Annotated in this window: 16 protein-coding genes; all 16 read right to left on the bottom strand. The window is 27.7% G+C overall.

Annotated elements, in window-relative coordinates; translation table 11 throughout:
* Positions 1 to 36: 36 nt before the first annotated feature.
* Complete coding sequence (locus RWQ74_RS03950) at positions 37 to 1,221, bottom strand: acetate kinase (protein WP_314396994.1); 1,185 nt, start codon at positions 1,219 to 1,221, stop codon at positions 37 to 39.
* A 282-nt stretch (positions 1,222 to 1,503) separates the two neighbouring features.
* Positions 1,504 to 3,258, bottom strand: coding sequence for a glycosyltransferase family 2 protein (locus tag RWQ74_RS03945; RefSeq protein ID WP_314396993.1), 1,755 nt, complete (start codon positions 3,256 to 3,258; stop codon positions 1,504 to 1,506).
* Positions 3,259 to 3,320: 62 nt separating this feature from the next.
* On the bottom strand, positions 3,321 to 5,078 hold the full coding sequence (locus RWQ74_RS03940; RefSeq protein WP_314396990.1) for a glycosyltransferase: 1,758 nt from the start codon (positions 5,076 to 5,078) through the stop codon (positions 3,321 to 3,323).
* 42 nt (positions 5,079 to 5,120) lie between these two features.
* Positions 5,121 to 5,966 carry a glycosyltransferase family 2 protein gene (locus tag RWQ74_RS03935; protein ID WP_314397016.1) on the bottom strand — a complete coding sequence of 282 codons (846 nt, stop codon included), beginning with the start codon at positions 5,964 to 5,966 and terminating at the stop codon, positions 5,121 to 5,123.
* Between the two features lie 8 nt (positions 5,967 to 5,974).
* Entirely contained in the window at positions 5,975 to 6,883 is a 909-nt protein-coding gene (locus tag RWQ74_RS03930) for a glycosyltransferase family 2 protein (protein ID WP_314396988.1), read from the bottom strand.
* A gap of 55 nt (positions 6,884 to 6,938) precedes the next feature.
* On the bottom strand, positions 6,939 to 7,820 hold the full coding sequence (locus RWQ74_RS03925) for a glycosyltransferase family A protein (RefSeq protein WP_314396986.1): 882 nt from the start codon (positions 7,818 to 7,820) through the stop codon (positions 6,939 to 6,941).
* Between the two features lie 34 nt (positions 7,821 to 7,854).
* Positions 7,855 to 9,027, bottom strand: a complete 1,173-nt coding sequence (locus tag RWQ74_RS03920; protein WP_314396984.1) for a glycosyltransferase family 8 protein — start codon at positions 9,025 to 9,027, stop codon at positions 7,855 to 7,857.
* A gap of 15 nt (positions 9,028 to 9,042) precedes the next feature.
* Positions 9,043 to 9,231 carry a hypothetical protein gene (locus tag RWQ74_RS03915; protein WP_314396983.1) on the bottom strand — a complete coding sequence of 63 codons (189 nt, stop codon included), beginning with the start codon at positions 9,229 to 9,231 and terminating at the stop codon, positions 9,043 to 9,045.
* 1 nt (position 9,232) lies between these two features.
* Entirely contained in the window at positions 9,233 to 10,567 is a 1,335-nt protein-coding gene (gene gtfB, locus RWQ74_RS03910) for an accessory Sec system glycosylation chaperone GtfB (RefSeq protein WP_314396981.1), read from the bottom strand.
* The gene (gtfA, locus tag RWQ74_RS03905; RefSeq protein ID WP_314396979.1) at positions 10,560 to 12,065 is read right to left on the bottom strand and encodes an accessory Sec system glycosyltransferase GtfA; all 1,506 of its coding nucleotides are present in this window, start codon (positions 12,063 to 12,065) and stop codon (positions 10,560 to 10,562) included. The genes gtfB and gtfA overlap by 8 nt, the downstream gene beginning before the upstream one ends.
* A gap of 17 nt (positions 12,066 to 12,082) precedes the next feature.
* Positions 12,083 to 14,452, bottom strand: a complete 2,370-nt coding sequence (secA2, locus tag RWQ74_RS03900; RefSeq protein WP_314396977.1) for an accessory Sec system translocase SecA2 — start codon at positions 14,450 to 14,452, stop codon at positions 12,083 to 12,085.
* Positions 14,452 to 15,429 carry an accessory Sec system protein Asp3 gene (gene asp3, locus RWQ74_RS03895; protein ID WP_314396975.1) on the bottom strand — a complete coding sequence of 326 codons (978 nt, stop codon included), beginning with the start codon at positions 15,427 to 15,429 and terminating at the stop codon, positions 14,452 to 14,454. The genes secA2 and asp3 overlap by 1 nt, the downstream gene beginning before the upstream one ends.
* A 10-nt stretch (positions 15,430 to 15,439) precedes the next feature.
* Positions 15,440 to 16,969 (bottom strand): accessory Sec system protein Asp2, encoded by a 1,530-nt coding sequence (gene asp2 / locus RWQ74_RS03890; RefSeq protein WP_314396973.1) that lies wholly within the window; start codon positions 16,967 to 16,969, stop codon positions 15,440 to 15,442.
* Positions 16,959 to 18,512: an accessory Sec system protein Asp1 gene (gene asp1, locus RWQ74_RS03885; protein WP_314396972.1), complete on the bottom strand. Its 1,554-nt coding sequence runs from the start codon at positions 18,510 to 18,512 to the stop codon at positions 16,959 to 16,961. Before asp1 ends, asp2 begins: the two co-directional genes overlap by 11 nt.
* Positions 18,513 to 18,527: 15 nt before the next feature.
* The gene (gene secY2 / locus RWQ74_RS03880) at positions 18,528 to 19,739 is read right to left on the bottom strand and encodes an accessory Sec system protein translocase subunit SecY2 (RefSeq protein ID WP_314396969.1); all 1,212 of its coding nucleotides are present in this window, start codon (positions 19,737 to 19,739) and stop codon (positions 18,528 to 18,530) included.
* A gap of 160 nt (positions 19,740 to 19,899) precedes the next feature.
* Positions 19,900 to 21,372 (bottom strand): MucBP domain-containing protein (locus RWQ74_RS03875; RefSeq protein ID WP_314396967.1); only part of this gene is annotated, 1,473 nt, incomplete at its 5' end.

Below are 21,372 nucleotides of genomic sequence, written 5' to 3'. Positions count from 1 at the left end.
ACTGGAGAGAACCCCCAGCCCTTGTAATCTTATATATTATTTAGATAAGTTATAAGTATCTCTAGCAATCACAACCTCTTCGTCAGTAGGAATTACGAATGCTTTAACTTTAGAATCTGCTGTTGAGATTTCTGCAACTTTTCCACGTACGTTATTTTTCTCTTTATCGATTTGTACACCTAGGAAAGTTAATCCTTCTAATACTTCTTCACGTACCCAAGTAGCATTTTCACCAACACCAGCTGTGAATACGATGGCATCTACTCCGTTCATAGCTGCAGCATATGCTCCAACGTACTCTTTAATTCTGTTGATGTATACTTCAACTGCTTCTGCTGCGTGAGGATTAGTATCCCTAACATCTTCAATATCACGTAAATCTGAAGATAATGCTGATACCCCTTTTAGTCCTGATTCAAAGTTGAAAATACGCACGATTTCTTCAAGAGATAATCCAGTTTTTTTAGCAATGTAAGGGATAGTTGCTGGATCGATATCACCAGTTCTTGTACCCATTACTAGACCTGATAATGGCGTGAATCCCATTGAAGTATCAAATGATTTACCATTTTTGATAGCACAAATTGAAGCACCGTTACCAATGTGGCAAGAAATAGTTTTTAATTCTTTAGGGTCTTTTCCTAAAATTTCAGCAACTTTTTCTCCAATATATCTGTGACTTGTCCCGTGTGCACCATATTTACGAACTCCATATTTTTCATAGAATTCTCTTGGTACTGCATACATGTATGTTGCTTTAGGCATACTTTGGTGGAATGCTGTATCAAATGTTAATACGTTTGGAACTCCTGGTAATTCTTTTTGGAATGAACGAACACCTTTAATATTCGCTGGATTGTGTAAAGGTGCTAAGTCTTCAATTGAATCAACTTTAGCTAATTCTTCATCAGTTACTAAAACAGAAGCGTCGTAGAATTCCCCACCATGAACAACACGGTGTCCTACACCTTCAATTTCTTTAACATCTTGAACAATTCCGAATTTTGTTAATTTTTCAAGTAACATTTCAATCGCTACATCGTGATTAGGAATGTCTACTGTTTCTTTATTTTTTTCTCCGTTGAATTCGATAGTGAATACACTATTTTCAATACCGATTCTTTCAACTAATCCTTTTGTAATAACTTTTTCTTCAGGCATTTCAAATAATTGAAATTTTAAAGATGAACTTCCTGAATTAATAGCTAAAATCTTTGTCATAAGTATAAATCTCCTCTTAATCTATTTGCATTATATATACTATTATCTCATTAAATATAATTAATTACAAGAGGTATTTAAAATTTTTTATAAAATAATTTACAAAAAAACTAATAACTAGAATACGTTATCTATATTTTAGTTATCAGTTTCACATGTTTTTACAAATTTTAAATGAATATGAAAATATTTTAGTCACTAGAACTCTATAATAAGAAGGTACTACTTAGACCAAAAACTGTTCTCTTTTTTAGTTCCTTACTAATATTGATATTTTAATTATTATTTATCGATAAAATACACTATTTCTGTACATCTTCTATAGATTTCGGTGTTTTCTAGACCCGCATCTTTAGCTTGCTGTAAACGCACCTCGAGACGGTCATGTAAGTTTTTCTTTTCTTCAGAAATGTCAATTCCAACAATACTTAACACAGCTATTCTTTCCAATAGTGCTTCTAATTCATTGGTTAAAAATTCTTCAGATATATTATCGCTAATACTGCCTTTTCTAATTCTATAAATATACAAATCTTTGTGAATATACGTAGTCTTACACGATTCCATATATAATTTATAATTAGTTCGAGTATCTTCTATATTTTTATCAATAGGAAACATCAAGTTCTCAAACAACCTTTTATGATATAAATTACCCCAAATCTTTTGGAATTCTAACCCTTTATTTTCAACTTGGACTATATTTTCTATTAACTCACGATTTATGTAATGTTCCTCTTTATACTCAAATACATGAATATAGTAATTATTATCTTCTTCATTAAATTCTTTGTAACTTCCTATTACGACTTCCGAATCATTTTTTAATGCAGCATAATATAATTCCTCCAAATAATTATGATCAACAAAATCATCTCCACCTATAAATGTAATGAATTCTCCTTTTGCATTTAATATACCGGTATTTCTAGCTGCTGATAGTCCAGCATTTTGTTGTTCAATATACTTAAATCTTTTATCTCTTTCAACAAATTCTAAACATATATCTTTTGAATTATCCCTAGAACCATCATTGATTAATAAAACTTCGAAATGAGGATAACTCTGATTCATAATACTTTCTAAACAAAGATTTAAATAAGGAGCCACATTATAAACTGAAACCGCAATACTTATTAGTTTATTGGGGTAAATCGCATTGTTTTTTATATCATCTAAATACTCTAAATACTCATTTAATAGAACTTTATTTGCTAAAAAGTTCTTTCTAAAATCTAATAAAGACTCTAGTTTATTTAAATAATTTATTGTAGGTAAACCTAATTCATAAATTTTCTCATGCATTTTTTTAAAGATTGAGAGTTCCTGTTCCGCATATTCTTGAGTGAATCCACTTGTCGTACTATCTTCATGAAGTCTATATACATATGTAGCTTCGTTAACAAATGAAATACTTTCAGTATTCAGATATAATCTAAAATAAAAATCTAAATCTTCAGCATATTTTAATTTATCATCAAATCTTATATCTTTAACTAGATTTCTTTTAAATAATTTAGATACAGCATTGTTAAAACAAACATTAGTAGATAACAATTTTGGAAAGTCAATCAAAAACTCATTCTTATGCATTTTATTAAAATTTAATAGAAATCTTTCTTGTTTCGTGTATGCTCTATAGAAAAATATATCTATATTATTAAATTGTTTATATGATGAGATTGCTATATCAGAATTATTTTTAATCAAAGAATTTATTAATAATTCTAAGTGATTTTCTTCTACCCAATCATCTCCGTCTATAAAGGTGATATAATGACCATTAGCATTATCTAGCCCAAAATTTCTAGCTGACGAAACTCCACCATTTTCTTTTGAAAAGTATCTAAATCTGACATCAGATTGTGCTATTTTTTTACAAATACTCTCAGTATTATCTTGTGAGTCATCATTTACTATAATAACTTCGAAATTTTCATAACTCTGTACTTTAATACTATTTAAACACTGTTCTATATATTTTTCTACATTGTAGACAGGTATAATAATACTTATTAAACTATCTTTATTACTCATTATTTTCTCTTTACCTTTTATTCTTTTTCTTACATTTTAATTTTGTATAATATATTATGTAATCATCTATCTATAAAATATAGTATTTCTTTACACTTTCTATACACTTCTGTATTTTCTAAGCCTGCATCAGTTGCCTGTTCAATAAGTCTCTTAATTCTATTATAGAAGTTTTCTTTCACTTCTGCAATACTAATTCCAATTATACTTAAAATAGCAGTTCTTTCTAATAATTCTTCTAAAATATCAGCTAATATTTTTTCATTAATATAATTAGTATTACTTTCCTTTCTAATTCTATATGTGTATAAATCATTATTGATATACGTAATCTTTTCAGATTTCAAAAATAATTTATAATTTATACATAATTCATCAAACTTTTTGTTCAGAGGGAAAAGAACATTGTTGAATAATTTCTTATGAAATAATATCCCACAACTTGATTCAAAATCTTCCCTGTATTTTTCTAATTTAAGTAAATTATTGATAATATCATTATCTATATAATGTTCTTCTCTATATGCTCCAGCGTGAAAGTAGTAATTATTATTAACCTCATTAAATTCTTTGTAACTACCTATTACAATTTCAGAATCATATTTAACAAAAGTATCGTATAATTCTTTAAGATAATTATGATCCACGAAATCTTTACCATTTATAAATGTTATAAATTCGCCACTGGAGTTTAGTATTCCTATATTTCTTACATTAGAAAATCCAGCATCTTTTAACTCAATATATTTGAATCTATTATCTTTATATACGAATTCTTGACATATCTCTTTGGAACTATCTGTAGAGCCATCATTAATAAGAATGACTTCAAAATATGGATATGATTGATTTTGAATACTATTCAAACATATTTCTAAACACGATGATACATTGTCAATAGGAACAATAATACTGATTAATGATTTTGGAAAATTACTCTTATAAGATTCTATTTTTTTCCTTAATTCTACTATACTATTAACATATAACTTTGAGGATTCATGCATTTTAGGAACAAAATCTCTGAGATGATAAGTTAAGTGCAATATACTAATTTCTTCAGCTAAGATTTTTGCTTCTAAAGAACAACCAATAAAATTATTTCTGTAAATTTCTAGTATTTCAAAAATATCTAATTTTTTATTTGAGAATTTTGTATTTATTATTGATCCTTCTCTTACTCTATAACCGTATATAATTTCTGGTATTTTTTTCCATTTCTTTGAATTATTTATCAATGTTCCCATAACGGCTAAATCTTCAAAAATTTTCCCTTCCGGGAAAAAATTTAAAGTTAATAATTTTTTATTTATTAATTTAGGAAAAACCGAAGTCCTAATAGAATCATTTAATTGGTTCATTAACTTTTCTTCAATTGTTTCTAAAACAAAAGTGTTATTATTACTAGTAAAAGTGAACTCCGGTACATCATATTCATCAAAAAAATAAAGATTAGCTTCAATAATATCTGCTCCCTCTTCAATATTACTAACTAAATATTCTAAGTAATCTAACGACACTACATCATCACTATCAATAAAAGAAACAAAATTACATATATATTCTTTATCTATATATATAAAAAAGTACTCGATACCGGTATTTCTTGCCCCACTTAAACCTTTATTTTCTTGATTTATTAAAATAAATCTACTATCCGATAAATATTCTTCAGCAATCATTTTTGAAGTGTCTGTAGAACCATCGTTTATCATAATACAAATAAAGTTTTTGTATGTTTGGTTTTTTATACTATCTAAACATTGTCTAAGGTATTTTTCAACATTATAAATAGGTACTATTAATACTATTTTTTCCATAGTTCCACCTTATATTAATCCTTTAATATTTATTTATATAAATTATCTATTTAAATAATATTCAATTTCTTTACATCTTCTATATATTTCTGTATTTTCTAAGCCTGCTTCTTTAGCTTGTAAACAACGGGTTTGAAGCCTATCTTTTAACATCTCTTTTTCTTGAGAGATATCTATTCCAACTAAACTTAAAACAGCTATTCTTTCCAGTAATGCTTCTAAAATATCTGTTAATAATTTTTCAGTCATGCTGTTTATTAAGCTACCCTTTCTAATTCTATAAACATACAAATCTTTATGAATATAAGTTGTTTTACAAGATTCCATATATAATTTATAATTTGTACGGGTATCCTCAATATTTTTCCCTACAGGAAACAGAACATTTTCAAACAATCTTTTGTGGAATAAAGTTCCCCAACTTGTTTCGAATTCTATACCTCTTCTTTCAATTTGGGCTATATTTTCAATTAATTCACTATATTCATAATGCTCTTCCCTATAATCAAATATATGAATATAGTAATTATTATCCTCTTCATTGAATTCTTTATAACTTCCGACAACAATTTCAGAATCATTTTTTAATGCAGTGTGATATAATTCTTCAAGATAATTAGACTCAACAAAATCATCTCCATCTATAAATGTAATAAATTCACCTGTTGCATTCAAAATCCCCGTATTTCTAGCTGCTGAAAGTCCAGCGTTTTGTTGCTCAATATACTTAAATCTCTTATCTCTTTCAACAAATTCTAGGCAGATATCTTTTGAATTATCTCTAGAACCATCATTGATTAATAAAACTTCAAAGTGTGGATATATCTGATTCTCGATACTTTCTAAACATAATTGCAAATAAGGGTATACATTATAGATAGGAACAATGATACTGATTAATTCTTTAGGATAAGTAATCTTTTTTCAATCTTTTCTAGAAACTCAACATATTCATTATATAAATCTCTATTATCTAAATAATCTTTTCGATAATCTAATAGATTTCTCAATGTGTTCACATAATGAATAGTAGGAAGTCCCAATTCTTCTATTCTCTCATACATTTTTTTATAAATGGCTAATTCCTGTTCCATATGCAATTGCCCAAATTTACTAGAAGATCTCTCATCATGTAATCGATATACATATGTCACTTCATCGATATAGGAAATACTATTAATATTATTATATATCTTAAAGAAGAATTCCAAATCTTCCCCATATATAATAGATTCATCAAATCTAACATCCGTAACCAATTCTTTTTTGAATAATTTAGATACCGCTACTTTATAACTATTATTAGCAAGTATTAATTTGGGAAGAATTACTAAAAATTCTTCTCTATTCAATTTATTATAATTTAACAAGTATTTTTCTTGATTTGAATACATTCTAAAATGAAAATTATTTGACATATCAAACTTTTTGATAGAAGAAACCGCCATATCAGAATTATTATCTTTAATATTATTGATTAAAACTTCTAAATGATTTTCATCCACCCAATCATCGGCATCTATAAATGTAATATAATCTCCTGTAACATTATCCAGTCCAAAATTTCTTGCAGAAGAAGCACCACCATTTACCTTTGTAAAGTACTTAAATCTAGTATCAACTTTTACGAAATCCATACAAATTGATTCAGAATGATCTATTGAACCATCATTAACAAGAATCACCTCAAAATTTTTATACGTCTGATTTTTTATACTATTTAAACATTGTTCTAAGTATTTTTCTGCATTGTAAACAGGTATCACAATACTTATTAGAAAGTATTCTTCGTTTATAATTTCCATTTTTTCTCTCTTTCTTCTTATAAATGTCTTTTCTCATAAACAGTTGAGCAATTCTTTAAATAATATGATTCTTTTTTAATTCATCTATTTTATTTTGAAGAATGACTTTTTCCTTTTCATACCCATAATAGTCTAACTCACCGACTCTCCTATTCAATACATATTCGTACATTTTATAGGTTTTCTGTATATCAATTCCTTCAATATTTTTTGTTTCCTCGATTCTTTCTTCCAAAGCGTCAATATAATCTAAATGACTTAAATTGAAATTTAAACTTAACCCTTCATAATTTTTCCTATATGCATATATCGTATGATTAGAAACTGCTATTTTTTCAGCTGCTAAATATAGTTTCCAAGTAGTAAATTGATCTTCAGCATATTTTCCTAAAGGATATCGAATACTCTCAAACAAACTGCTCTTATATAGCTTTCCCCATGCTGTTGAATAACATAAGAATGGAGCATCGGATAGGTCGTCCATTTGATTAACCGCAAATTCCTTTTCTACAATTGTAATTGGTAATGCCCCAAAAACATTTCTATCAAACAGATAAAAACTTGGATTGTCAAAATAACAAAAACCACCTACAACTAAATCAGATTCTCCTAACAGGGCAGTAGCATGTAATTTTTCAAGTGCTAAATCCATTAAAAAATCATCTGAATCTACAAATGTTATATATTCTCCTGTCGCTCGTTCAATCCCATAATTTCTTGCATCAGATAATCCACCATTTTCTTTTTCGAAATAATAACAACGCTTATCTTTATGAAGATATTCTCTGCATATTTCCGCAGAAGAATCTGTAGAACCATCATTTATTAATAAAAGCTCTATTTTTCTATAGGATTGACTTAAAATACTTTCTATGCATTTTCTTAAATATTTCTCTGTATTATATACAGGAACTATGACACTAATTAAATCATTCATTCTTCCTTTTACTCCTACCATTATTTTAAAGTTATTATATATTTTTTAAATGCTCTATCATTTCTTCTATCTCAGAAAGATCAAATACTTTATCTGTATAATATTCATTTGCAGTGTTTTCAAATGATAAAATTAATTTCCCTGCTTCTTTTACATTTTCAATAACTTCTTGATTTTTTTCTCCATGATTAATATCTAAATAAACATCACATTCACGAATTAAACGATTAATATTCCACTCTAAAAGTGCAGGATGTAATCGTACATTTTCATATTTTCGAAGATTGTTTAACTTATCACCCATTAAAGTCAATGCCATAATATTGAATGTAAATTCTGGTAATTGTTCAACTAATTTTTCAATTTGTTCTAATTCTTGACTGTGCGTCATAATTAAAATTGATTTGATTCTTTTCGGAATTTCATGGGCAATTATTTCTGACCAATCCATTAATGAATACTTCCACCAAACATCTCTTAATCTAGAAAAAGAAAACAAATTCCAAGGTTTATCTTCAGATAAATAATGAATAATTGCTGGTAAAGGACTTAGAGATTTTTCTAAAATAAAGTATTGTTTTCTTTGTTCTGCAAGACGATCATACCCTATTTGAAAATTATATGTATCATCTAAAACAATATAGCGGTGTCCACATAATCGATTTAATACAGTTTGATCCGCTTCTGGAAGGGTTTCGTGCTCACTGTTAGTAATATCAATACATTGTTTTTGAATATTTTCTTCTTTCCATAATTTATTATTAATTAATAAAACTCCTGCATTAAATCTGTCTTCCAACCCAAATACAATTTTCGCTGCAGCTACTAGATTATTATCTAATTCTATTTCAAATAAATCATTTAAAGGTCGAGTTACAATAACATCCGAGTCCAAGTATAATACCTTCTCTTCCTCTACAAATTGAGGAATAAAATAACGTGCAAATGTCATATAATTTATATGCCCGCCATCAGGTGCCATTTTCCACTCTTTAGATATAGCATCCCCAGTTAATTTTATATCTACTAATTCACTATTTTTACATTTTAATCTTTTTCTAATGCCAACAAACCACTCTTGAGGTATGTCTCTATTCATTATATATACTTTACAATTATCATGATGATAACAAACTGACTTCAATGTAGCTTCTAAATATCTAAGGTACCCATAATCAGCAGCTAAAACAAATACAGGTCTAGTCATAATAGTCACTCCTCTCTAAAACAATTTTACAAATGAGTATATTAATCCTACTATTACAGATAGCCCTAACATTATCATAATAATTTGATTAATATAACTCCCACGGTCTTTATTTTTTTCTTTCTTTTTTCCTTTATTTTGTTTTCTTATTTCTTCAATTTGAGTTTCTAGTATATTCTTTAATAATTTATTATCTTTTTTCATATTATTCTTCCCCTAAATTATTAAAAACTTGTTTATAAATATCTTTGTCAACACTACCTGCTTTTTCATACTGTTTAGTAATAATTTCATCTACTAACTTACTATTAGATTTAATTTGTTTCATTAAATCAATCATTTTAGCATAATTATTTTCATTATATATACAGTCATCTATTACATATTTTTTATTATGTAGTGTTGATTCGAATCCTAATATTACCATATTATTATCAAATGCAGTACGGACAGCATTTAAAATTTCTCCGTGATGATTTATATCGAAATAAAAACAACATTCATTCCATAACTCTGTCAATTTATTACCTCTAATATTTGGATAAAGCCTTACATTAGAATATAATCCAAAATTCATTAATTTATCCGACATTTCAGTAAGTGCTACAATATTAAACTCAAAGTCGCCTAGTTCTGAAATTAGTTCTTTCAATTTCTCAATTTGATCAGAATTTGTAGCAATTAGTATCTTATTGCTATATTTGATTTCTCTTAATGGTTTATAAATTTTCCCTAATAAATGAATACGATTTTTATATTGCTCATCTATAATATTCATTATTTTTTCGTAATTTTCTTTTTCTGTTACCATAACTTCAACATGTCGACTTTGATTTGACAATGCAGCCAACATATTTCCAGGAATCTCACTATTAATATTTTCTTGCCAAACTAAATAATCTGTTCCTGGTTCATTATAGTAATAAGTCATAAGAAATGGTAACGACAATCTATTATATAGAAATTTTGATGTATCTAATTTAGCTTTTTTAAGAAAATAATGTAGAAATTCTATTTTATTAGGAAACATTTTATTCCCTTCTTCTTCGGTTAATACAATACTACCTGTTAAATGATTTTCTACTATTGCTTCTCGTCCACTAACATGATAGTATGTAGAAAAGGTTGAAATTTGATTAACATCATAAACTGTATGAGCATATTTTCTTCCATGTTTATTATAATATTCAACACTTCTAACTTTACCGTTAGTGTCTTTCCATTCTACTGTTCGTACTAAACGTTTTTCTTTAGGTTCAACGTAAAAGATACTAGCTTTTTCTATATTATACTCAAAAACAGAACCTTGTGAATTTGAACTTTCTATTTCCCATAAATCCGGTTTATCAATTTGATTAAAATATCTTGGTTTAAGAGAATTCTCTTCTTCTCCCATAAAGTATTGATAAGGTGATATTACACCATCCACTAAGTGACCATTATCATCAAGTACTACAGTAGGATAATCAAAACCGGCTAATTTAAGAGAGTTATGTAAATCTTGTGTTTCATCATCATACTTATCAAATATATTAATCATTTAAAGCCTCCTTGATAACTTTTTTCCATTTATTTTCTACTTTTTTAGATAAGTATTTACTAGCAATTTTATACGAATAATCATGAAAATCATTCAAATTGTTACTATTAAATAAATGTACTATAGAGTCTACTAGCTTATTAATCAACTCCTCATTAGTCTCATCTTCACCTTTTTTTATAAGGACACCATTATGATTATTCTTTATAAATGTAGGATTACCATATGGAACATTGAAACCTATCATAGCCAAACCAGAACCCACAGCCTCTAGCAAGGTAAGTCCAAATCCTTCACTCATTGAAGCAGAAATGTAACATTCATAATTTTTATATACTTCATCTAAATTTTGATGTCCTTTTAAATTTATATAATCAACAGCATTATTTTGCTCAATTAGTTTTTCTAATAGTTCTAACTCTCCACCAGTACCATAAATATCTAATGATAACTCTGGAATTTCTTGTTTAGCTCTAACAACAGCAGGAATTATAAGCTCGATATGTTTTTCTTTTGCTAACCTTGAGGCTGTTATAAGTGAATATTTCTTTCTCTTTTCAGTAGGTGTTTTTAATTCTTTTATACTACCAACTGGGACAGTGGTAGTTTTCGGAGTGAAAGATGTATATTTTTTAAATTGTTTAGCAAGCAACTTACTCTGTGCATCTGTTGAAGAAATAAAGGCATCTATATGATTAGCATGACTAAATTCATACTCATAATAATTATTCCAAAGTATTGTATCATCATCAACTCTATCTGCACTATAATGATCGGCATGTACAACAGTTAAGACTTTTGATTTTCCTTTATTTCTAAGTATTGGTTGCCCTATTTGTGTTGCCCTATCTATTATAATTACATCATTCTCAGTAGTATTTAATAATTTTACAAAGTGTTCACAAAATTGTTCATAAGAATACAAGATTTTATCTTTAAATTTAAAAACACTATTTTTACCATCTATAATTTCATCATAAGCTGTTGATCCATCCTCATTGTAAAAACGTCTAAGATATAAATAACAAGCATTATCTTTTGGTGAATAAAACTCACTAAACACTCTAACATATGAATAATAATCTTTTCTTAATAAGTTCCCCTTTATAACAAATTCAGCTCTATCAACAAAATTCTCATTTTCTCTTGTTAAATACATAACTACATATGAGTCGCCTTCAAAATAAAACTTCGCAGATTTACTACTACGTTCTTCTTTTATCACTTTTTGATTCCATTCATTCAGAACATCTTTTATTGTGTATGTTGTTTCGCTTAATTTAATATCTGAAAAATATTGATATAACCAAATTATCTCTTCATCTTTAAAACCGATATTTCTAGTTAAATGAATAATATTTTCACTTTTAATCATTTCCATAAATATAAACTTTGCATCTAGACCTAAATTTCTAAATACTTGTGATCTATAGGTTTGGGCATATTCAACTCCACTACTTGCCCAACCTATACCTAGATTGAAATTATAAATTGTCATTCTGACCTCCATTTTTACTATGGGAAATATATTGTTAATTCACCATTTTCATTTCTTTCTATATGACTTTTAGCTATATTTCTAATTGTTGATTCTTTAATTCTATATCTCATCTCATTATAAGATTCATAAGCTTCTCTTGCATATTCATAAATCGGATTTTTCTGAGCGTATGTTCTCCCGCTAACAACAGCACTAAGTATTGATAAACTATCAATTTGGTCAACCCAGTGTTCATCTATTGCTTTTAATATAGACACTCTAATAAAGTCTTCCTCTTCTTGTTTATTTTCAAATATACTTCTTACTTTTATACATTCATCATGTATTATACTATTTAATTTTACTGAAATTTCCTTTTTCGATTTTAAATTAATAAGTTTCTCTATTTTTTTATTAGAATAATTTAAATTATCAGCTAGAAACGTTGTAATGTCTAACATTGAAACTTCTTTCTTTTTATTAAGGAATTCAGATACAAGCAGTTTAATAGTTTTATTCAAATCAAAATTCATTTCTTCTTCTAATAATAATGAATTTCTAGCGTTATATACTTTTTTTCTTTGAATCTTTACACTTTCGTCATATTGCGCAATAGTACTCCTACTTTGTTTTCCGTTATCATCACTAGCTTGTTGAGCAAATTCAACAACACTGCCGAATTTTCTTCTACTCAATTCTACGGGAATAACTTCATCAATACTATTATATTTTTTATTTCTATATTTTTCTAACCAACGTGGTCCTTGTTTAACTAATAACTCGTCTTCTAACGATACGAAAAATTGACTTAATCCAGGTTCTCCTTGTCTTCCTGAACGACCACTAAGTTGTTGATCCATTCGCTTACTACCCATTCTTTCAGTACCAACAACGACAAGCCCACCTAGTTCTAACACTCCTTCACCTAATTTTATATCGGTTCCTCGACCTGCCATTGAAGTCGCTACTGTTACATTATTTAACTCACCAGCCTCACTAATTATCTCAGCTTCTTTTACAGCATTATGAGCATTTAATACACTATGAGCAATACCTTCGTTCAATAATAGCGTAGAATATAACTCTGTAGCTTGTACGCTACCTGAAACGATTAGAAGTGGCTGCCCTGTGGCATGAATTTTCTTTACGAATTCTAAAATTGCGATTATTTTTTCTGGTAATGTTGCATAAATTTTGTCTTTTCTATCAATTCTAATTACCGGCTTATTAGTAGGAATACAAATAACTTTTAAATTATATGTTTCGATAAACTCTTGTTCTGCTACTTTTGCTGTTCCGCTCATACCTGAAATTTTTTTAAATAATTTAAATAAATTTTGATAAGTAATTGAAGCGATAGACCTGTTTTCGTTTGATAAAGGAACATTCTCTTTTGCTTCAAGAGCCTGATGTTGTCCATTTTTTAATGTTATTCCCTCTAGTATTCGTCCTGTTTCTTTATCTAGTAGTTTAATTTTATCATCTTTAATAACGTAATCTTTATCAAGAGTCATATTAACATTTGCTTTTAAAACTAAATTTAATATTTTTACCAAATAGTAATGAGAATCATCATAGAGATTTTCTACATTAAAGTATTGCTCACTTTTACGAATACCTTCATTTAGGTACCATACATTATCATCTTCATCTTTTTTATAATCAATACCTTCTTCAAGTGTCTCAACAAACTTTTGGACTACTGGATATAGATTTGATTGAACCTTTGGGCTACCCGCTATTATTAGCGGCATTTGTGCACTATCGAGTAATACTGCATCTATCTCATCTATAATTGCATAATTAAACTCTCTTAAAAATTTATTTTCTTTACTATTTGCTAAATTATCAAATAAATAGTCAAATCCAAGAGCACTTTGGGTTGTGTAAACTATGTCATGATTATATATTTCACGTTTACTAATATCATTTTCATCATCCTCTAATCCAGCACATATGCTCACCCCCATAAAATTAAACACCCCTTGCATTTCCTTAGCATCTCGTTTTGCCAAGTACTCATTAGAAGTAATAACAATCACTCCTTTACCTGTCAAAGCATTAAGATATGTAGGGAAAATTGCTGTTAATGTTTTTCCTTCACCTGTCTTCATTTCTGCAATATTACCATTATGCAAAGTGATTGCTCCGATTATCTGTACATCATAAGCAAATAGTCCAAGTACACGGAAAGCCGCCTCTCTCATTGCAGCAAATGCTTCTGGTAACAAGTCATCAAGAGTTTCTCCCCAAGATAAACGACGTTTGAAATCAGCAGTTAAAGATTTTAACTTTTCATCAGATAACCTTTCCATATAGGATTTATAGCTATTAACTTTTTTTAAAACTTTTTTCATTTTTATAAGTTCTAAATTGTTGCTACTAAAAACTGTATTCAAACCCATTATTTTCTCACTTCCATTTTTTCTAATATATTACTTCTGTCATATATTTTAGCAAATCTTTTATCTATTTTATTATTAATTAGATATATCTCTAATTTAGATTTATCAATATCTACATTATCATTTTTACTTATACCTATTTTCTCTTTTAATGAATATTTCTTTATTATATTATTATATTTATCGGAGTTTAACCATTCATTTGTAATCTTAGCATTACTGTCATCTATATAATGTGAATAATAAACCGCAGAAAAATTACTAATTGGTCCATATCCAACAAATCTAACATTACTTATTTCGTATTTTTGCTTCAGATTTTTAATAGTATTCATTAAGTATTCTTGAAAATCAGGTTCTAAATACAAATGAGCATCTAACAACGAACTATTTACTATTATTACGTCTTTATAGTTAACTATATATTTATTATTTATAATTTGAATTTCTCTTGGAATCGGTTCAGAAAATATAACAGTTAACTCAGTAGAATCATCCGTATAGTTTTTAATATTACTTATTGTATATCCAGGTATATCCTCGATAAATTCATCAGTTGATAATATTATATTTTGAAAAACAAAACTACTTACTCCATTATTTACTAATATAATACTATAATAAGCAGCTGTTTTAGGATAAATAAAACTATCTACTCCATAAATAATTTTGAAATCCAAAAGATCATTAAATCTATTGTAAAATTCAACTTTTATATACACCGATTCATTTTCTTTTAGTTTAACATTTAATTTTATCCAGTATTGCTTTTCAAGCGAGAGTATCGGTAGTATATTCCCCATTTTATTCCATTGAAAATTCATTTTACTTCTCCAAGTCCGTATATCAGTTCCCGGAGGTAGAAGATTATTGTCAAATTCAACACAATCTGGCGCTATATAATTAATATTTGAACCAAATAGATAACTATCTCCAGTTTCATAATCCCACGTAATCACATAATTTTTCAATATCATCACCCTCTCTTTATTTATTATTTAAAAGCAGTTTATATTGATTAATAAAAAAGTTAACTATTGCATCAGTATTATCATTATGTCTTCCATTTACAGCTTTGCTAATAATTTCAATATCTTTATTAGAAACGTTATTCATTAAATCATGAAAAGCAGTATTATCATAATCATCATGTTTCATATAACCAATAATAATTTTAGAATTTTTAAAGTCTGCATCATTAAATATTTTCCATAGATGTTCTTCCAATTGTTTATTAGATTCTATATTATTTTTAACTTTTATTGACTCAATAATATCAAGAATAGTACTAAATATTCCCGGTCTTATTGTTTGTATATTTTCTGCTATATTTTTCAAACTAAAAAGTGGTTTACCTAAAATTATTCCCTTAGCAGAAAATATTGAACCATAGTATAAAGCTCCAAATGTACCCATAGAAAGACCTGAAGTTATAACTTCATTTTTATCGAACTTAAGTTTATCAAGATAATAGCTTATAACTTCTACAATTCTATTCTTAATTTCAGGAGATCTTAGGTAAAAACTCCCACCTTCGAGACCACTATCAGATATTAATAGAAACGGTTTACCTAAATTTCTCATCATATAAAACCCTTCAAAACCTTCTCTACTATGGTATCCTGAAAAATATACATTTAACGGTGGTGTTAAATCACCAGGATGGAAATAAAATAACATTTCATGCATATTTGAATCTAAAAAACTCTCTCCTCCTGGATAAAATACACCGTGTTCTTCTCTCGATTGCCTGAAGTGTAAATCTCCTAATTTTATTGTACCTCTTCCTCTAGCGTATAAAGAAATAAATAATCTAGGATTATATTGATTTTCAAAAATCTTAATAACCGTCTTCAAGTCTTTTTTAGTGAAAACTTCTCTTCTACTAACTCTTTTTACTTCTCCATCTGGAATATAATTAATTACTAGTTGAATATCACATTCACCTTCAATATCATGTTCAAGAAACATTTCCCAAATTTGATTTTTTGAAACAAACTGATATCCACTTCTCCAGGTAACAAGAGGAGTGAATTCATCTCCAAATTCTCCTGTTAATTTAATACTATCAAAACCTACGTAAGAAATTTTCCCATGAAAAGATGGATTTACAGTAATTGATTGAATATTCATCTTATCTCCATAACTTTGTGAACCATAATAGCTAAAATATGCTGTTTTTAAAAAGTCATAAATATTTGAGGAGCCAATTCTTTTTGCCATTTTTTTATTTATAAAATATTCTATTTCTTTTTTATAATCTATATCTTTCTCACTAGTAAAATATACACGATAAGGATCTACATAATTATCTATAAGTAATATAGCGGGTACGCTATTTATATTTTCAATAATTACCAAATCAAAATATATATTTTGATTTTCTTCAGTTAAATTATTAAAGTTTTCCTCAAACTTATTATATCCTAAGTGAAATATTTCATAATTTTCTTGTAATTTTGAACTATTTAAATTATTAATATCATTTATATATAATACATTAAGTTTATTTGTCATTAGTATCACCTAATTTATCTTTCCATATTGAGTATATTTGTTCCCCTGTAAAGTAGTTAATTTGTTCAATAGAATATATCAAAGCTTTATTCCATTCAGATAATTTTCTTGTATAAAATTCTATACTTTCTTCTATTTCTTCCAGATGTTTAAGAATCCAACCATTTTTCAAATGTTTTACATAAGAGCTATTAACTATATTAATTTGTGGTATACCAGCGCTTATCGCAGCAATTTGCGTAAACAAATTCGGTTCTTCGCTAACATCAATTACTACTCTTACTTTTTTTAATAAAGTAATAATCTCTTCCTCAGATCTAACTATTTTAACATTTATACGCTGTTTATCCTTTGCTATTTCTTCAGTCATTCCAATTTTATTATTAATTCCATCATCTAGTATATTTTTTTGTTCATTGTTCTTTTTATCAATAATTTCAGAAACCTCATTGTGTATATTATCGTACCCTGTAACAAATAATAATTCAATTAACTTATTCTTCTTACTAATCTCAATGGTTTTATTTATTAATTCATTTCGGTATTCATCTGAAATATTGTCTAAAGAAATATATAAAATCATCATTTTTTCTCGTTGGCTAAGTCCTAGTTCAAGCCTTGTATCATAAGGTGTTACTTGTAACAATTTTTCAGAATAAATATTATTTTCATCTAGAATATTTTTTACATTATTAAACATATTTTGTGTATCAACCACTAACATATCGACTAACATAGCTTCATTTACAAAGTCAGTTGAATATATATTATATCTATTTAAAAATAATGACATAGCTACTTTACAATTTCTAAATTCTTCTAATAGTAAACGATTATGCTTATTATTAGCGGCAATTATTAGAGAAAATGGTTTTAATGAAATAACATCGTTAATTTTACGTAGAGCAAAAGAAATTAATTGCTCTATAGAATCGAAAGAGTTACTACCAAATCTACTACATTCTGGATTAATTTCAATTTTATTTTCATTAATATGGTGTTTAAATTGCCATATTCCAAACTGATTCATATATTCAATATAAGATATTTCACCATTAATATAATATTCAATACTTGAAACAAAACCTCTGTCATCTACAATAATCTTCTCACTAATAATGCCGTTTTCATAATATTCTATCCAAGCTAATCTACCTTCAGAATTATATTCAACAGCTGCATATAATTCTTCTCCTCTATAAACACTCAGCGCAAAGAATGTGAATATAAATTCTACATCATCAGGCCAATCAAAATCTGTATAATCAATACTTTTACTATATTGTAAATTAATATCTTGTAAATAATCAAATACAGATATATAGTATGTATTTGATAATTCAAATCTATCTAAAAAATTTCTCAAATACGGCATATATTGTAGTAATAATAAACTAACTTTTTCATTATTTTGGTTAAATATTCTTATTTGACTTATAGTATCATCAAAGTCCATTTTTAAAATCCCATAATACCAAGGAATTAAATCTTGCGACCAAGAATTTAAATTTGACGAATACCATGATGGTACAAAAATATACATAAAATCATTCCTCTCTTAATCAAATAAATCTTTATATTTCGAAGTAATTCTAAGCACATATAGCTCATCATAAATAAAAAGTACCATCCCAACACTAATCATTAATGAACCAGGTAACATCATTAAATCAAACAACTCTGTGTTATACAGTCCATATAACAACGGAAATCCTGCGATTATTAAGGTATAAATAGCTCCGATTAATCCCATATTTAGTACTACATTTTTTAAATAATTATATGTAGGTTTACCAGGTCTTTTAAAATTAATATAATCTCCTGAATATTGTAATTTTTTCGTAATATCTTCTGGATTTACATTAACAAAAGAAAAACCTAGAGTTAATGTAAATAACATAATTAAATATATACTTACACCAAGTTCAGATTTAAGATCCATATTTTCAATAAAAAATTCTATCCATTTTTGATTTGGAAACATATAACCTAAAACTCTAAATAATAGTTGTGGTAAAACAGTAAATGTCATAGCATACATAAATGCCATACCTCCTGATGGATTTAACTTAACTGCAATATATGATTTATCATACATCTCATTATTAGTTAAAATAGAATTTACTTTAATACGATATTGCGCAGTATCTAGAATAACACTTGATAATAATAAAAATATAGTAAATATAATTATATAAATAAAAATTGAATTATTTATCAAATTATCATTTGATATTAATGTATAAGCTCTACTAGCACTACTATTCATAATACTAATTAGAAGAAAAATCATATAATTACCTAAACCAAGTTCACTATTCATATTACCTAAAAAGACCATAATAAAAGCCCCAGCAACAACAAATAGCAATAAAATATAAAACGTTTTCCAATCTTCCATAGTTGAAAAAGTAGAAACATTCATTAGTGACAAAACAACTATAGAGCCTTGCATTAATGAAATTAGTAATATTAAAAGATGTTTTTGAAAATCTGCTCTTTTTTTAGGTGTTTTCTTTAAATTAACAACTTTTGTAATTGTCAATACTTGCCATATAATATTCCCTGAAATTAATGGTCCAATCCCTAAAACCATTACACTTCTTCTTGTTTCATCGTTATTTGTTAAATCTAGAATTGAATCAAAAGGCATATCTCTAAGATTTTCATGAGATATAAAGGGTAATGGTATTTTTGTTCCTAGAATACTAATAAAAATAAAAACTAATGTCCAAAATATTTTTTTTAATAATAAATTCGACTTTAACATCATCCTAAATTTTTTCATATAATATAAACCTACTTTCTTCAATTATAATTATATCATATACTTAAATTAATATAAAGTTTTTTAGAAATAAAAAAAATAAGATGTAAGAAAATATTTTCTTACATCTTATTTTTTTTAAAATTTATTTGTATTCAAAGAATTATTCCTTATCTGATTTACGATTTTTTGAGAATAACCCTCCAAGTCCTAGCATTGCAGATAGAGCACCTAACACAGTTGAAGATGTTGATTCAATACCTGTATTCGCTAGTTTACCTTTTGATACTACTGGTTTTTCAGGAGTAGTTGTTGGAACTACTGGCTGACCTGGTGTAGCTGTTGGAACTGTTGGATTTCCTGGTGTCGGTACCGGAACTATTGGTTGTTCTGGTGTTGGAGTTATAGGTGATAATTTTTTGTAAACATAATCTACCTTAGTAACTCCTTCTTTAACTAAACCGTTCTCCGTACCGTTTGTTTTAACAAGTACGTAAACATCACCGTTTTCAGCGATAATCATAGTTGGCTTATTGTCAGTTGTATCGTATTTATCTCCTACTCTAGCAAGATCCGTATCAATCACAAGACCTGATATAACTTGACCTTCAGGTGTTTTTCCTGAAATTGGATTTCCTGACTCATCTACATAGTTTACAACTACCGTACCTAATTTTACTTCAGGTGAATTTGTATTTTCTAATTCGTATACATATGTTACTTTTTTAGCTGTATCTGTAACAATTCCTTTTTCAGAATCTGATCCAGATTTAACACCTTTAAGTACATAAACTTTACCATCTTTTTCAATACGCTCAGGTTTGTAGTTAGATGTTGTTGTATCGTAAGAAGTTCCTGGTGTCGATCCTTTTGGAACTACAGCTTCTGTAGGTTTTAATTGTTCACCATTTGGTGTTTCATAAGATACTGTAACATCACCAACTAATGAATTTGAATGTACTATAGAAGAACTCATTGATGTTGATTCACTAGTTGAAGTACTTTCACTAGAACTTGTTGATTCAGACGCTGAAGTACTTGCACTTGCTGATGTTGACTCAGATACTGAAGTACTTGTACTTACTGATGTTGATTCAGATACTGAAGTACTTGCACTTACTGATGTTGACTCAGATACTGAAGTACTTGCGCTTACTGATGTTGACTCAGATACTGATGTACTTTCACTTACTGATGTTGACTCAGATACTGATGTGCTTGCTGATGCTGACTCTGATTTTGATGCACTTACACTTTCAGAATCAGATTTACTTAATGATGGATTTTCACTAAATAATTTTGATTTACTCTCAGAAACTGAAGTACTTGCGCTTACTGATGTTGACTCAGATACTGAAGTACTTGCACTTACCGATGTTGACTCAGATGCTGATGTACTTTCACTTACTGATGTTGATTCAGATGCTGATGCACTTGCGCTTACTGATGTCGACTCAGATACTGATGTACTTTCACTTGCTGATGTTGACTCAGATGCTGATGTACTTGCGCTTACTGATGTTGACTCAGATGCTGATGTACTTTCACTTACTGATGTCGACTCAGATACTGATGTACTTACACTTGCTGATGTTGACTCAGATGCTGATGTACTTGCGCTTACTGATGTTGACTC

Origin of the sequence: uncultured Gemella sp., assembly GCF_963525165.1 — a bacterium.
GTDB lineage: Bacteria > Bacillota > Bacilli > Staphylococcales > Gemellaceae > Gemella.
The sequence above is the reverse complement of the archived record's forward strand: the minus strand, read 5'-3'. Positions and strand labels throughout refer to the sequence as shown.